Consider the following 15,450-nt stretch of genomic DNA (forward strand, 5'->3'; position numbering starts at 1 on the left):
GCCGGGAGGCCGCTTGGTTCATTGCGATCTCAAGATGGCTGCCATGCCATTTGCGGGGAGGAGTGCAGCCTCGACTGGAATGTGGCGGCTGGAGTCGGATTGTCGCAGGCCACGTACTCAATCTGATATCGCCGACCGCGCTTCCCTTCACCCTGAGGTGGCCGCTTCTTCAGCGGCCCTCGAAGGGCGACGGCCCGCATCCCGGCCTGCCATCCTTCGAGGCTCTCCACGCGACGCGTCGCGTCGCATGGTTCGCACCTCCAGCGACAACCGCTTCGCGGTTGCGCGGGGATGACGGAGCCGATGGTTTGACGCGCGGCGGCGAGACTAATGCAAGACTCCGAATGTGTGATGACCCGGCATTGTCCATTGCCGAACGGCGCGGCCTGCGTAAGCTGCTTCCACACAAAACACCAACCATAAAGAAACGCCCATGCCCGCTCTCCACGCCTCGACCACCGTGCTCGACTCCATGCTGTTCCGCGACGCCTTCGGCACGCCTGAGATGCGCGAGGTGTTTTCCGATGTCGCGCTGGTTGCGCGCTATGCCGAGGTCGAGGTGGCGCTGGCGAAGGCGGAGGCCAAATGCGGCGTGATCCCGCAGGATGCCGCCGACCAGATCGCGGCGCGGACCGACGTTGCCGCGCTCGATTTCGACCTGCTCAGGCAGGAGACTGACATCGTCGGCTATCCGATCCTGCCCTTGGTGCACCAGATGGTGAAGCAATGCGGCGATGCCGGCCGTTACGTGCATTGGGGCGCGACCACGCAGGACATCATGGATACCGCCGTAGTGCTGCAATTGCGTGCCGCGCTCGAGATCGTCGAGCGCGACATCGCGGAGCTGCGAAAGATTCTCGCCGACCTCTCCAGGCGCCATCGCGATACGCCGATGGCGGGGCGCACTCATCTCCAGCAGGCGCTGCCGGTGACCTTCGGCTACAAGACCGCGATTTGGCTAGCGATGTTCGATCGCCACGCCGAGCGTCTGGCGCAATTGAAGCCGCGGGTCCTGGTGGGCGAGTTCGCCGGCGCCGCCGGCACGCTGGCCTCGCTCGGCGACAAGGGCTTTGAGGTGCAGGAGGCGCTGTGCGACGAGCTGAAGCTCGGCGTTCCCGCCTCGACCTGGCACGTCGCGCGCGACGGCTTTGCCGAGGCCGTGAACTTCCTCGCGCTCGTCACCGGCTCGCTCGGCAAGATCGCGCTCGACATCATGATCATGGCCTCGACCGAGTTCGCCGAGGTCTACGAGCCCTTCGTCAAGGGCCGTGGCGCCTCCTCGACCATGCCGCAGAAGCGCAACCCGATCTCCTCGGAACTGATGCTGGCGGCGTCCAAGGCGGTGCGCCAGCACGCGGGCCTGATGCTGGATGCGATGGTGCAGGATTTCGAGCGCGCCACCGGCCCCTGGCACGCCGAGTGGATGGCAATCCCCGAAAGCTTCGTGCTGGCCGCGGGGGCGCTGCACCAGGCGAGGTTCGCGCTCGCGGGCCTCATCGTCGACGAGGCGAAGATGAACGACAATCTCGCCATCAGCCGGGGCCTGATTGTGGCCGAAGCGGTCATGATGGGGCTCGCGCCCCAGATCGGGCGGCAGGAGGCGCATGACGTGGTCTATGACGCCTGCCGGCTCGCCAACGAGAAAGGTTTGACGCTGGCGGACGCGCTCTCGTCCGACTCGCGCGTCTCTGCCAGAATCGACCGCGCCACGATCGATGCGCTCACTTCACCGAAAAATTACCTCGGCCTTGCTCCCGCCATGGTCGACCGGGTGCTGAAATCGGCAACGCGTTGAAAACCAAGATGCGCGAAACTGCGTATCTTTCGTCGCCCCCAATACGCTCGTATACTTGTGTCTCGCGATGCTAGACTTAGATTGAGCGAGAGACTTTCGGCAGAGGACCCGGCATGACCGATCAACGCATCACCTCCACTCCCATCGATCCCGCGAAACTCGACCGGCTGGCCGAGGTGGCGGTGAAGGTGGGCCTGGGCTTGCGGCCGGGACAGGATCTGCTCCTGACGGCGCCGGCGATCGCGCTGCCGCTGGTGCGGCGGATCGCCGTTCATGCCTACAAGGCCGGCGCCGGTATCGTGACGCCGATCCTGTCGGACGAGGAGATGACGCTGGCGCGTTACCGCCACGGTCACGACAACAGTTTCGATCGCGCCGCCGGCTGGCTCTATGAGGGCATGGCCAAGGCATTCTCCGACAACACCGCGCGGCTCGCCATCGTCGGCGACAATCCGATGCTGCTGTCGGGCGAGGATCCGTCCAAGGTAGCGCGCGCCAGCAAGGCCAACTCGATGGCCTATCAGCCGGCACTGGAAAAGATCGTCAATTTCGACACCAACTGGAACATCATCGCCTATCCGAGCCCATCATGGGCCAAGCAGGTGTTCCCCAACGATCCCGAGGACGTTGCGATCGGCAAGCTCGCGGATGCGATCTTCGCGGCCTCCCGCGTCGATCGCGAGGACGCGATGGCCAATTGGGCGAGCCACAATGCGGTGCTGCGCGAGCGCACCAACTGGCTCAACGGCCAGCGTTTCCGCGCGTTGCAGTACTCAGGCCCGGGCACCGATCTCACCATCGGCCTTGCCGACGGCCATGAATGGGAAGGCGGCGCCTCCCTGTCCAAGAACGGTATCAGCTGCAACGCCAACATCCCGACCGAAGAGGTCTTCACCACGCCGCATTGCCGCCGCGTCTATGGTCATGTCGTGAGCTCGAAACCGCTGTCCTACCAGGGCACGCTGATCGACAACATCGCGGTGCGCTTCGAGGACGGCAGGATCGTCGACGCGAAGGCCTCGCGCGGCGCCGAGGTGCTGAACAAGGTGCTCGACACCGACGAGGGCGCGCGCCGTCTCGGCGAGGTGGCGCTGGTGCCGCATTCCTCGCCGATCTCGCAGAGCGGGCTGTTGTTCTACAACACGCTGTTCGACGAGAACGCGGCCTCGCACATCGCGCTCGGCCAGTGCTACTCGAAATGCTTCGTCAACGGCGCCCAGCTCACGCCGCAGCAGATCGCCGCGCAGGGCGGCAACCAGAGCCTGATCCATATCGACTGGATGATCGGCTCGGCCGAGACCGACATCGACGGCATCCTCGCCGACGGCAGCAAGGTGCCAGTGTTCCGCAAGGGCGAGTGGGCGAAGTAGTTTGCTTCACCTCTCCCCGCTGGGGAGGGGTGAACGTCCTCGCAACGGTCTCTCCTGCTCTCACGCCGCCGCGTTGCGCAGCATCGGGTTGTTGTCGATGCTGAAGCGGTTGAACAGCGTCGTGAACGGGCTGCCGTCGGTGGTCCGCACAATGGCGTCGGAAGCAGCCACCGCCTCGTAGAGCGCACCGACCGGATCGTCCGGCTCGGGCAGGTCGAGGCCCTTGCGGATTTGCTCGCGGGCCTCGTTGACCTCATCCTCGTCGTCGAGGGTCGCCTCCAGTGCATCCGCCGCGCGCCGCATTTCCGCGAGGTCGCCGCCCGCGGAGAATTTCAGAATGTCGAGCCAGTAGGGCCGGACGACGACGAGCTGGATGAAGGCCTCGAACGTACCAGCGATAATTCCTGCGCGGCCCTCCGATGAGACGTAGAGCACATTCTGCGACGGCAGCAGCACGAACGCGCCGCCGGAGCCGTCGCTGCCGACCTGCCGGGGGCCTTCGATGCCGTCGATGGTAAACCAGGACTCATCATCCGGCGTGAAGGAGATATCAAGGCTCCCGAGCCGGGCGACGACCTGGCTGTTGGCTGTCAGAACCTCGGGCGTGAGGGGCATCAGCACGGCTCCTTTCAGGTCACTTCGCGCATTTTGTCGCACCCCGGAAAAGATGGGTTCATGTGCGCGAATTTGCAGGGAAATCGCGGCGTTAGCTGCTTCGCACATGCAACTTGCGGCTGATTGTCGAGGCCTGCGTAAGAAAGAATTAAAAGCCGATCACTAGCGTTGTGTACATCATTGGAAACAATCCGGGCCCCGACCCGGCCAAAAACCTATTCTATCCCCTGGGGAAACAGATGTCGCGCGCATTGATTGAAATTAGTAGTTGCAATGTGGATCTCGAGCTGCGGCCGATCGAGCCGTCCTGGATCATCGAAGGCAATCCGGTGTCGCGCTCGCACATACTGTCCACCAGCGCGGACGGTACCGCCTCGACCATCATCTGGTCCTGCACCGAAGGGCGCTTCAACTGGTACTACGACATCGACGAGACGATCATGATCATGGAAGGATCGATCGTGCTCGAAAGCGACGGCATGCCGCCGAAGCGCTACGGTCCCGGCGACGTCATCTTCTTCCGCGACGGCGCGCATGCCAAATGGCATGTCGAAGGCCACGTCAAGAAAATCGCTTTCTGCCGCAAGACCAATCCGGTGATGATCGGTTTCCTGATCCGCGTCGTCAACAAGCTCAAGCGGATGTTCGTCTCCACCGGCGAGCGCCGTCCCGCCTCGCTGATGGGCGCCGGCTAGCGCACGCCCGGACCAAGACTTTTCGAGGACGCTTCCCAGCGGCTACGACGGAAGAGGGGTCGGGACCAACATCCCGGCCCCTCTCTCGTCATGACGGCAAGTCGAGCCGGTAGATATCGGTCGCGGTCTGCGAGAACAGCGCCGTCTTCTCGGCCTCGCCCAGAGGCGCCGCGATGCGCTTGAAGGCGTTGAAGATCACCTGATAGCTGCACTGGCCCTTGTCCGGCGGGAAATTGCTCTCGAACATCGCGCGCCTTGCGCCGAACGCCTCGATGCAGGTCTCGATATAGGGCCGCCAGGCCGCGGCAAGCTCCTCGGAGGACGGTGGGCTCTCGCGCAGATGGAAATCGTAGCCCAGCAGGCACATCGCGAGGCCGCCGAGCTTCACCACCACGTTCTCGCATCTGGCGATCTCGCGGATCGAGGCGCGCCATTGCGGAAACACCTCCTCGCGCCGCCCGGCAAAGCGGCCGACGCCGGCCGGACCGCCGCAATGGTCGAGCACGATCCTGGTGTCGGGGAAGGCGCGCGCGAGCTCGATCAGCTCGCCGATCTGCGGATGGAACAGCCAGGCATCGAAGCTGAGGTTCAGCGGCGCCAGGCAGGCAAAGCCTTTGCGGAAGGTCGGATCCTGCAGCAGTCCTTTCGGCCGGTTCGCGTACATGCCCGCGACGACAGGATCTTGGTCCCAGGCGGAGGAATGCCGGATGCCGCGGAAACGGCCGTTGCCCGCCGCGATCTCGGCTTCCAGCACCGGCTTGGCGGCGTCGCCCAGCAGCAGGTTCACATGGCTGACGATGCCGGCGCAGATCGCGGCCGTGCCGTAAGCACCGCTTGCGCTCATTGCGGCGACACCGTTGGCGAACTCGACTTCGCCGACCGGCCGGAACGCCTCGGGCCCGTGTGCGCGATACATCGAGCGGCAGTCGACATAGACAGTGGCGACGATGTTGTGGCCGGAGCCGATATCCGCCGCCATCTCCTCGATCAGGTAGCGGTGCCCGCGATTCCACAGGTGATGATGGGGATCGACGATCGGCCGCGAGGGATCGATGATCTCCTCCTGATGCAGCGCGAGCCAGTCCTCGCGCGGCTCGACGAATAGCCCGCTCGTGTTGGCGGGTAGACCGCTTGCAGCCATCGGCGTTCGCTCCCTCTATGTTTTTTGTGGCGGGAGCCTAGCATCTCGTCCTTGCGCCCGGCAGCGCGCGTTGCTCAGAGCACCATAGCAACGGCGGAGGAGGTGCGCTCCCTCTCCCGCTTGCGGGGGAGGGTTGGGGTGGGGGTGTCTCCACAGAGAGATTCCCAGTGTGGAGAGAGCCCCCACCCGCGCCTTCGGCGCGACCTCCCCCGCAAGCGGGAGAGGTTGCAGCGAACCCGTGGCCCGATCGATTCAGTCAAAATCCATTCGACTTAACCCTTGCGTCGCCTCGCCCTCACATCGACCACAAGTCGCCAATCGGCTGCGGGAGCCGGCTTGACCTCGCCGAGCCAATGGAAGGAGTCGTCCGCGATCTCCGTAAAGCTCCAGCGGGTCAGGTCGCCCGCGTCGGTCTTGCCTTCCTGCACGATGTCATCGCCGCGCGGACGGCCGATCTGCTGACGGAACACGCTGCGGCCGGGATCGAACCAGGAGATCCGCCACGCATCGATGGTCGGATCGTAGACCCGCAGCGTCGTGCCGTACCAGTTGCCGGCGATCGGAAAGGCGGGGCTGCCGCTGGAACGGGGAATGATCCAGACGTCCTGGACGGCGCGGCCTTCCAGCACCCAGCCGAAATGGATTTCGCCGGGCGCGGTGTGTTTCGTTTCATCGGGGCCGCGGGCGGTGATCTCGGCATCCCAGTCGCCGACGAAGCGGCCGTAAAGCCGGAGCGCTGCCGCGTGCTCGGGGTTTGGTCCATCCGCGTGCAGCAGTCTCGCAAAGTCTGTCATGTCGATCTCCTGTTGCGGAGAGATCAGCACCAATGGGCGCCAGCAGGCTTGGAGAAAATTGCGCCTCAGACGCCGTCGAGGATGATCACCGTCGGCTTCGAGGGCAGCGCATCGCGCGACATGCGGAAGGAGCGCTCGAGGCGCCGGTCGATCTCGAACTGCTGGCCGATCCGGCGCATGAAATCGTCGAGCGGGGTGGCGAAGCGGTGCATCGGCAGCACCACGGAGGCGCGCAGCCGCTTGGTGATCTCGGAGATGCCGTCCAGCGACATGGTGTAGGTGCCGTCGATCGGCACCATCACGATGTCGAGCCGCCCGATCTGGGCGAAATGGCTGTCGTCGAGCTTGTGGTGAAGGTGGCCGAGATGGCCGATGCAGAGGCCGGCGACCTCGAAGATGAAGATCGAGTTGCCGTCGCGGATCATGTCGGTGCCGGCATCGTCGCCGAAGTAGCGGCGGATGTCGGTCGTGACGTTGCGGATGAAGGTGTCGCCGATGCGCTCCGACACGATGGCCGGCTTGCCGTCCTCGCCCCAGCCGTGCAGCACATGGGGAATGCGTTTGTCGGGGAATAAAGAGTAATGCGTGCTGTGCGCCCGGTTCATGGTGACGACGTCGGGCAACCGTCCGATCTGATAGGCGCCGCTATAGTCTGTGGCGATGCGCAAGCCGCCGGGCGTGTCGATGAAATAGGTGGAGTGGCCGACATAGGTGATCTCGACCTCGGCCGCGGCTGTCGCCTGCCGGAAGGCGACCGGGACGGCGCGGGGCGCGGTGTTGGCCATCGCCAGGCATTCGCTGCGCTGGGGCTGCTGCTGAGCGAGGGCAGGCGAGAGGAGCGCGCCGAACAGCGCCAGAGCGGCCGAAACAAGTCGCCACATATCCGTCCCCGATGACTTCAGGAGAAAGTCTAACGCGCAATGCAGCGCGGGGCCAATGGGCTTCGATCAACAGCGCGTCAGTATCGCAGCTGTCATCCGCGCCGCTTATTCGCGTCTTGGGCTGAATTTCCAGGTGATGGCGACGAGGCTCGCGGTGATCAGGCCGCTGACGAGGCCGGCGAGGGGGAGAGCGAGCAGCAGCGCAGCGGTGGCGGCCCAGCCGATCGAGGAGAAGGCCTCGGCAAAGGTCGCAAGCCGGGAAGAGGTCTGGCGACGGCGGAATTGGCTGCGCCGGGCCTGCACCCGGAACCAGAGCTGGATTGCGGTCGCGGAGGCCGCACTGATGATGATCGCACCGGCACTGACCGCAGCCTGGATCGGCGAGGCAAACGCCAGCGCCGCGACCAGCGGGCAGAAGATGACCGCGATCGCGATCAGCACCACCTCGATCTTGGCGCGGATGACGCTGGACGGCGTCAGCGGTGCGGTCGCGACGAGGTCGGGAGCGTCCTCGCCCGAGATCGTCAGCCAGGCCAGTCCGCCGGCAAGCTGTCCCGCCGCCATCACGATCACGGGTGTGATCAGCGTCAGTGCGGCAGAACTGTCGGCAAAGCTGCGCCAGAGCAGCAGCGCCGGCGGCACCAGATAGAGCAGCTGCATCAGGGTCTGCGAGATCAGCCAGGGATCGCGCCAGAGCAGCGAAAATTCCTTGCGCCGCAGCGCCTGCTGCCGCGATCCGCCGCGGAACGGGCGCTGCTTCGCGCTGCGGCGGCCGGATGTGCCGTATGCCGCGGCATCGATCGCGGTGTCGGCAAAGCGGCCCGAAAAGATCGCCATGACGCCGCCGAGCATCACCAGCCCGAGCGCGAGAAGCAGCAACAGCGCCTCGCTGTCGCCCAGGGCCGCCCGCGCCGGCCACCACCAGATGCTGTCGGCGTCGGGGGCGTGTTCGGCAAAGGTGCCGGAGGTCAGGATGGTGAAGCGCGACAGCGTGCCGTAGGACATGATCGCGGCGACCTGGAGCGCGATCACGAAGCCGGCGCCGATGATGGCGGCGAGGATCTGGGCCACGAAGCGCGTCCGCGCCGGACCGATCAAGCGGAACAGCAGGATGGTGACGGCAATCGCGATCGCCGCGGCTGACAGGCCCATCGCGACCACGACGCCGAACGCCGCAAGCCAGCGCGGTCCGCCGCCGATCACCAGCACGTCGATGAAGGGTGTCGAGAACAACAGCGCCAGCACCGTGACGGCGAGCGCGATCGCGGCAATGCGCACCGAGAACAGGTTGGCCAGCGTCGCCGGCGAGGACATGATCAGATCGAGATCGGCGCGGGCGTAGAACACTCGCGTCACCGATTCGATCGCCTGCGACAGCATCAAGGTCCAGGCCAGAAAGATCGTCGCTGTGATCACGATCAGCGAGGATTTGTCGAGCGGCAGTTGCAGGTCGGCGACGCGGCCGATCACGGCCCAGGCCGGCACGTGCAGGAGCGCTGCGAAGAGAAGCAGGCCGATGACGGCGACGCGCGTCCGCCTGCGCCGGCCGCCGGTCATCATGGCGAGCCATTCGCGCCAGGCGAGGCGGAGCTCGTGGCGGGCAAACCAGGACAGCGCGGTCGCCGAGCTCATGCGGCTTCCTGGAGCGTCACCAGCGCGATGAAGAGATCTTCCAGGCTGGTGTCGGCATGGCCGTTCTGCTGGCGCAGCTCGGTGAGCGTGCCTTCGGCGACCAGGCGGCCTGAGGCGATCACGCCGATGCGGTCGGCCATGCGCTCGGCAACCTCGAGGATGTGCGTGGTCATGATCACGGTGCAGCCGGTGCGGACGCGCTCGCTCAACAGCCCCTTCACATGGCGGGCGGACACGGCGTCCAGCCCTGTCAGCGGCTCGTCGAGAATGATGAGGCGGGGATCGTGCACCAGCGCGCCGGCCAGCGCCACCTTCTGCCGCATGCCCTTGGAAAAGCCCTCGCAGCGCTCGTGCCGGTGCGGCTCGAGCCCGAGCGAGCTGAGCAGCCCCTCGGCGACCGGTTCCGAGGCGGACGGCGCGATGCCCCACAGCCCGGCGACGAATTCGAGGTACTCCAGCGGCGTCAGCTTGTCGTAGATCATGGGCTCGTCGGAGACCCACGCCATCACCTGCTTGGCGGCGACCGGATTTTGGAGCGCATCGATGCCGAAGATCGAGACCGCGCCGGCGTCGGGCCGCAAGAGGCCCGCAACCATGCGCAAAGTGGTGGTCTTGCCAGCGCCGTTGGGGCCGACCAGGGCGTAGAATTCACCGGCGTGAACTGTGAGGTCGAGGCCGTCGACCGCCGGACGGTCAAAACGCTTCGTTAACCCTCGGACTTCGAGCGCCGAGCTGTCCGGCTTCATGACGGCCACACCATCCGGTTTTGCATCGCCCGCGACCATGACCCGAAGATGTTTCGGCGCGGTGAATCGCACTGCCGCAAATTCCGTCATCCGTCTTGGACTAAAGGCAAGTCACCGTTTGTTGACAGCGCTTGGCGGTTCAGGCTGAATTGGCACCGGGACAAATGGCGCTGACGCAGCGAAACGACTGCGTAGCGACTGGACACAAGATGCGACGAGGCGATCGAAGAACCGCCGGTTGCGTCAGGAGGAAGCGCGGCGATGCTGGATTTCGTTCAGCAGCTGGTCAGCGGTGTTGCGCTCGGCTGCGTCTACGGCCTGATCGCGCTCGGCTTCGTGCTGGTCTACAAGGCGACCGAGGTCGTCAACTTCGCCCAGGGCGACCTGATGATGCTGGGCGGCTTCTTCGCCTTCACCTTCATCGGCATGATGGGCCTGAACTACTGGATCGGCTTTGCCGGTGCGGTGGCCGCGATGGCGCTGTTCGGCATGCTGGCCGAACGCGTGGTGGTGCGGCCGATCCTCGGCTATCCGCAATTCTCCATCATCATGGCGACCATCGGGCTCGGCTACTTCCTGCGCTCGATCGCCGGCATGATCTGGGGCACCGATGATCTGAAGATCGAGACGCCGTTCAGCCAGGGCGTGCTGCGCATCGGCTCGCTGGTGCTCGCCTACGACAAGCTCTCGGTGATCGCGGCGACGATGATCCTGTGCACGCTGCTCTGGCTCTTCTTCAACAGGACCACGCTCGGCACCGCGATGCGCGCCAGTTCCGAGAACATGCTGGCGGCCTATTACATGGGCATCCCGGTCAAGCGCGTGGTGTCGATCGTCTGGGCGATCAGCGCGGCGGTCGCGACCTGCGCCGGCGTGCTGCTGGCGCCGATCACCTTCATTCACTCCAATGTCGGCCTCGTGCTCGGCCTCAAGGCATTCCCCGCCGCAGTCCTCGGCGGCTTCGGCTCGATCCCCGGCGCGGTGGTCGGCGGCGTCCTGATCGGCGTGATCGAGAGCATGGCCGGCTTCTATCTGGCCGAGGGCTGGAAGGACGTCGCGCCGTACGTCGTGCTGCTCGCCGTGCTGCTGCTCAAGCCCGAAGGCCTGTTCGGCCTTCACGTCCGCAAGAAGGTCTGAACGCCATGCGCTTCCTGTTCAAGACCGACTACGAAGACGACATCAAGCTGTTCCCGCATTCGGGCTATTTCGTCTCCTACGGCATCCTGCTCGCGCTGCTGCTGGTCGCGCCTTACGTGCTCTCCAGCTATCTGATGAGCCAGCTCGTCTTCGTCTGCATCTATGCAACCGTCGGCGTGGCGCTGCTGATCCTGACCGGCTTTACGGGGCAGGCCTCGCTCGGGCATGCCGCGTTCCTCGCGATCGGCGCCTACACGGCGGCCTATTTGCAGAAATACAACGTGCCGTTCCCGGTCTACTTCCTCGCCGCAGGCCTTCTGACCGGCATCATCGGCGCGATGGTCGGCTTTCCCGCGCTGCGGCTCCAGGGCATCTATCTCGTCATCGCCACCATCTCCTTTGCCCTGATCGTCGAGGAGATCCTGGCGCGCTGGGAGAGCGTCACCAACGGCAACGAGGGTATGCGGGTCAAGACGCTGTCGCTGCTCGGCGTCGCGGTGCCGCGCGACAGCCCGACCTTCTATTTCCTGTGTCTCGCCGTTCTGGTGCTGACCATCGTCGGCACGCTCAATCTGCTGCGCTCGCCGACGGGCCGCGCCTTCGTCGCGATCCGCGACAGCGAGACCGCGGCGCGCAGCATGGGCGTCAACGTCGCGCTCTACAAGGTGAAGTCCTTTGCGATCTCGGCGGCGATCACCGGCTTTGCCGGCGTGCTGTTCGCGCACAAGCTCTCGTTCATCTCGCCGGAGATGTTCACGCTCCAGCTCTCGATCGAGTTCATCATCGTGATCCTGATCGGCGGCAGCTTCAGCCTGCACGGTGCCGTGCTGGGCGCGATCTTCATCGTGATGATCGACCCGTTCCTGACCTATTTGAAGGACGACATGCCCGGCATCATCGCCGGCATTGCCGCCGCTTTCGGCGCCGGCACCCAAGGAGCGGCCAACGTCCAGTCCAAGGTCGCGGCCTTCGCCTCGCTCAACGGTCTGAAGGGCGCGATCTACGGCATCATCATCGTGCTGTTCGTGCTGTTCGAGCCGCTCGGGCTCTACGGCCGCTGGCTCAAGATCAAGCTCTTCTTCCAGCTCTTCCCGCTCTACAAGCGCGCCACCTTCAAGCGGCAGAAGATCTACGTGAAGTCGGAGCGCAACCGATGAGCTATTTTCGCGCCGAGAACCTGTCGCTGCATTTCGGAGGCCTCAAGGCCGTCGATGCGGTGTCGTTCGCGGTGGAGAAGGGCGAGATCCTCTCGATCATCGGGCCCAACGGCGCCGGCAAGAGCTCGATCTTCAACCTGATCTCGCGCATCTACCGGCCGACCTCGGGCCGCATCTTCTTCGAGGACCAGGACATCACCGAGCAGCCGCCTTACGATATCGCAAGACTAGGCATCGCCCGCACCTTCCAGAACATCGAACTGTTCGAGAACGCGACGGTGCTGTCCAACCTCCTGGTCGGGCGCCACCGCCATTCCACCACGCAGCTCTGGCAGGAGCTGCTGTTCCTGCCGAGCGTGCGCGCCAACGAGAAGCTGCATCGCCGCCGGGTCGAGCAGGTGATCGAGTTCCTCGATCTCGAGCCCTATCGCGACAAGCTGATCTCGGGCCTGCCCTACGGCGTGCGCAAGGTGATCGAGCTGGCGCGGGCGCTGTGCTCTGAGCCGAAGCTGATCCTGCTCGACGAGCCGTCCTCCGGCCTCAATGTCGAGGAGACCGACGACATGTCGTTCTGGATCCGCGACATGAAGAACGAGCTCGGCGTCACCGTGCTGATGGTCGAGCACGACATGTCGCTGGTCAACCGCGTCTCCGACCGCGTCATCGCGCTGAACTATGGCCGCGTGCTGGCGATGGGCTCGCCCGCCGAGGTGCAGCAGCACCCTGATGTCGTCGCCGCGTATCTGGGAGCCTGACGCGATGGATGCCGCGGCGACACCGGACATCATCCTGAAGCTTTCCAACATCGAGAGCTATTACGGGCCGATCATGGCGATCCGCGGCATCTCGCTGGAGGTGCCGCGCGGCCGCATCGTCACGCTGCTCGGGGCCAACGGCGCCGGCAAGACCACGGTGCTGAAGACCATCTCCGGCATTCTCGATCCGCAGAAGGGCGCGATCGAGTTCATGGGCAAGCCGATCCAGCGCATGGAGGCCGACCGGATCGTGCGGCTGGGCCTCAGCCACGTGCCGGAGGGGCGGGAGGTGTTCCCGTTCCTGTCCGTGCGCGAGAACCTGATGATGGGCGCCTATCCGCGCAAGGACCGTGGCGGCGTCGCGGAGGATCTGGAGCGCGTCTACGGCTATTTCCCGCGGCTGAAGGAGCGCATCGACCAGCCGGCCGGCCAGCTCTCCGGCGGCGAGCAGCAGATGCTCGCGATCGGCCGCGCGCTGATGAACCGGCCGACCCTGCTGCTGCTCGACGAGCCCTCGCTCGGCCTGTCGCCGCTGCTGGTGAAGGAGATCTTCACCATCATCCGCCGCGTCAACGAGGAGCAGGGCATGTCGATCCTGCTGGTCGAGCAGAACGCCAAGGTGGCGCTGGAAACGGCACATTACGGCTATGTGCTGGAGATCGGCCGTATCGTGATGAACGACACCTGCGACCGCTTGATGCATTCCCAGGACATCCAGGAATTCTACCTTGGCGCCAAGGAAGCGGGCGCTCGGGGCGAACGGCGCTGGAAAAAGAAGAAGACGTGGCGTTAAGGCAAGACTTGGCGTTAGATGGGTTGCCCGTCCGCAAGACATAGACCGCCGGCAAGGCAGGCAGCGGAGGGGAAGCGACAAGGAGGAGAGGCGCATGGCCCGACCGGCGGTGCTGACGGTCGCTGATACGATCGCGAAAAGCTTCTTGCGCGCCGCGGAAACGCGGGGCGACAGGCCGGCGATCCGCGAGAAGAAGTTCGGCATCTGGCAGCCGACGAGCTGGCGCGAGTGGCTGGAGATCTCGAAGGAGATCGCCTACGCGCTTCGCGCGATCGGCTTCATGCCCGGCGACGTCGCCTCCATCATCGCCAATGCCGTGCCGGAATGGGTCCATGCCGACATGGGCATCCTGTGCGCCGGCGGCGTCTCGTCCGGAATCTATCCGACCGATGCCTCGTCCCAGGTCCAGTATCTCGTCAACGATTCCGGCACGAAGGTGATCTTCGCCGAGGACGAGGAGCAGCTCGACAAGATCCTCACCTGCCGCACACGCTGCCCGTCCCTGCAAAGGATCGTCGTGTTCGACATGGAGGGCCTCAGCGGCTTCTCCGACGACATGGTGATGTCGCTCGACGAGTTTCGTGCGCTCGGGCGCAACCATATGGTCGGGCGCGAAGCACTGTGGCAGGAGATGATCGACAGCCGCGGCCCTGAAGATCTCGCGGTGCTCGTCTATACCTCCGGCACGACCGGCCCGCCCAAGGGCGCGATGCACGCCAACCGCAGCGTCACGCACCAGATGCGGCATGCCAACGACTTCATCCCGGCGCGGGAGAACGAAGACCGGCTGATCTTCCTGCCGCTCTGCCATGTCGCCGAGCGCATCGGCGGCTACTACATCTCGGTCGCGCTCGGCTCGGTGATGAATTTTGCCGAAAGCACGGAGACGGTGCCGGACAATCTGCGCGAGGTGCAGCCGACCATCTTCCTCGCGGTGCCGCGCATCTGGGAAAAATTCTATTCCGCCATTACCATCGCGCTGAAGGATGCGACGCCGCTCCAGCAATGGGTCTACCGCCGCGCCATCGGGATCGGCTACCGCATGGTCGATTGCCGGATCGAGGGCAGGGCGCCGCCGCTGTCGCTGCGCCTCGCTAACCAGCTCGCTTACCGGCTCGCCTTCCGCAACATCCGCCGCATGATCGGGCTCGATCGCTGCCGCATCGCCTTCACCGGCGCGGCGCCGATCGCGCCGGAGCTGATTCGCTGGTATCTCGCGCTCGGCATCGACATGCACGAGGTCTACGGCCAGACCGAGAATTGCGGCGTCGCCACCATGATGCCGGCGACGCGGATCAAGCTCGGCTCGGTCGGCACCGCCGTGTCCTGGGGCGAGGTCGCGCTGTCGCCCGACGGCGAGATCCTGATCAAGGGCGACTTCCTGTTCATGGGTTATCTGAACCAGCCGGAGAAGACGGCGGAGGCCATCGATCCGCGCGGCTGGCTGCACACCGGCGACGTCGGCACCATCGACAACGAGGGCTTCGTTCGCATCACCGACCGGATGAAGGACATCATCATCACCTCCGGCGGCAAGAACGTCACGCCGTCCGAGATCGAGAACCAGCTCAAATTCTCGCCCTACATCTCGGATGCGGTGGTGATCGGCGACAAGCGGCCGTACCTCACCTGCCTCGTCATGATCGATCAGGAGAACGTCGAGAAGTTCGCCCAGGACCACGACATCCCCTTCACCAATTATGCGAGCCTGTGCCGGGCGACGGAGATCCAGGACCTGATCTGGCGCGAGATCGAGCAGGTCAACGTCAATTTCGCCCGCGTCGAGACCATCAAGAGGTTTTTCCTGATCGAACGCCAGCTCACCCCGGAGGACGAGGAGCTGACGCCGACCATGAAGCTGAAGCGCAGCTTCGTGAACAAGCGCTACGCCGCCGAGATCGACGCCATGTATCGCGAACGTGCGGTGGCGTGAGGCGCG

The 15,450-nt window shown here is 65.0% G+C and carries 14 protein-coding genes; 8 read left to right on the forward strand and 6 right to left on the reverse strand.

Features of this window, described 5'->3' with window-relative positions; all coding sequences use genetic code 11:
* Positions 1–433: 433 nt before the first annotated feature.
* Entirely contained in the window at positions 434–1,795 is a 1,362-nt protein-coding gene (pcaB, locus tag AB5K84_RS05900) for a 3-carboxy-cis,cis-muconate cycloisomerase (RefSeq protein ID WP_011090665.1), read from the forward strand.
* Between the two features lie 113 nt (positions 1,796–1,908).
* Entirely contained in the window at positions 1,909–3,165 is a 1,257-nt protein-coding gene (locus tag AB5K84_RS05905) for an aminopeptidase (protein WP_011090664.1), read from the forward strand.
* A gap of 60 nt (positions 3,166–3,225) precedes the next feature.
* Here AB5K84_RS05905 and AB5K84_RS05910 read toward each other — a convergent pair whose 3' ends face one another.
* A complete protein-coding gene (locus tag AB5K84_RS05910; protein ID WP_083860063.1) occupies positions 3,226–3,888 on the reverse strand; it encodes a hypothetical protein in 663 nt (220 codons plus the stop codon).
* Between the two features lie 131 nt (positions 3,889–4,019).
* Between AB5K84_RS05910 and AB5K84_RS05915 the strand changes: the two genes are divergently transcribed.
* Complete coding sequence (locus AB5K84_RS05915) at positions 4,020–4,475, forward strand: cupin domain-containing protein (protein WP_038966115.1); 456 nt, start codon at positions 4,020–4,022, stop codon at positions 4,473–4,475.
* Positions 4,476–4,563: 88 nt separating this feature from the next.
* Here AB5K84_RS05915 and AB5K84_RS05920 read toward each other — a convergent pair whose 3' ends face one another.
* From AB5K84_RS05920 to AB5K84_RS05940, 5 genes are all read right to left on the reverse strand, one after another.
* Positions 4,564–5,616: an amidohydrolase family protein gene (locus AB5K84_RS05920; RefSeq protein ID WP_011090661.1), complete on the reverse strand. Its 1,053-nt coding sequence runs from the start codon at positions 5,614–5,616 to the stop codon at positions 4,564–4,566.
* 272 nt (positions 5,617–5,888) lie between these two features.
* Positions 5,889–6,410, reverse strand: coding sequence for a hypothetical protein (locus AB5K84_RS05925; protein ID WP_038966118.1), 522 nt, complete (start codon positions 6,408–6,410; stop codon positions 5,889–5,891).
* 65 nt (positions 6,411–6,475) lie between these two features.
* Positions 6,476–7,291, reverse strand: coding sequence for an MBL fold metallo-hydrolase (locus tag AB5K84_RS05930; protein ID WP_011090659.1), 816 nt, complete (start codon positions 7,289–7,291; stop codon positions 6,476–6,478).
* A 105-nt stretch (positions 7,292–7,396) separates the two neighbouring features.
* Positions 7,397–8,923, reverse strand: a complete 1,527-nt coding sequence (locus AB5K84_RS05935) for a hypothetical protein (RefSeq protein WP_011090658.1) — start codon at positions 8,921–8,923, stop codon at positions 7,397–7,399.
* On the reverse strand, positions 8,920–9,669 hold the full coding sequence (locus AB5K84_RS05940) for an ABC transporter ATP-binding protein (RefSeq protein ID WP_028173716.1): 750 nt from the start codon (positions 9,667–9,669) through the stop codon (positions 8,920–8,922). Before AB5K84_RS05940 ends, AB5K84_RS05935 begins: the two co-directional genes overlap by 4 nt.
* Positions 9,670–9,930: 261 nt before the next feature.
* On the opposite strand from AB5K84_RS05940, the gene AB5K84_RS05945 reads away from it, so the two are divergent.
* The 5 genes from AB5K84_RS05945 (at position 9,931) to AB5K84_RS05965 (ending at position 15,444) form a co-directional block, all read left to right on the forward strand.
* Complete coding sequence (locus tag AB5K84_RS05945; RefSeq protein WP_011090656.1) at positions 9,931–10,806, forward strand: branched-chain amino acid ABC transporter permease; 876 nt, start codon at positions 9,931–9,933, stop codon at positions 10,804–10,806.
* Between the two features lie 5 nt (positions 10,807–10,811).
* Positions 10,812–11,963, forward strand: coding sequence for a branched-chain amino acid ABC transporter permease (locus tag AB5K84_RS05950; RefSeq protein ID WP_011090655.1), 1,152 nt, complete (start codon positions 10,812–10,814; stop codon positions 11,961–11,963).
* Entirely contained in the window at positions 11,960–12,718 is a 759-nt protein-coding gene (locus tag AB5K84_RS05955; protein WP_011090654.1) for an ABC transporter ATP-binding protein, read from the forward strand. Before AB5K84_RS05950 ends, AB5K84_RS05955 begins: the two co-directional genes overlap by 4 nt.
* Positions 12,719–12,722: 4 nt before the next feature.
* Positions 12,723–13,511, forward strand: a complete 789-nt coding sequence (locus tag AB5K84_RS05960; protein ID WP_011090653.1) for an ABC transporter ATP-binding protein — start codon at positions 12,723–12,725, stop codon at positions 13,509–13,511.
* 94 nt (positions 13,512–13,605) lie between these two features.
* On the forward strand, positions 13,606–15,444 hold the full coding sequence (locus tag AB5K84_RS05965) for an AMP-dependent synthetase/ligase (RefSeq protein ID WP_011090652.1): 1,839 nt from the start codon (positions 13,606–13,608) through the stop codon (positions 15,442–15,444).
* The last annotated feature ends 6 nt before the right edge of the window (positions 15,445–15,450 follow it).

Source organism: Bradyrhizobium sp. 1200_D9_N1_1, from assembly GCF_052075915.1.
GTDB classification, from domain to species: Bacteria; Pseudomonadota; Alphaproteobacteria; order Rhizobiales; family Xanthobacteraceae; genus Bradyrhizobium; species Bradyrhizobium diazoefficiens.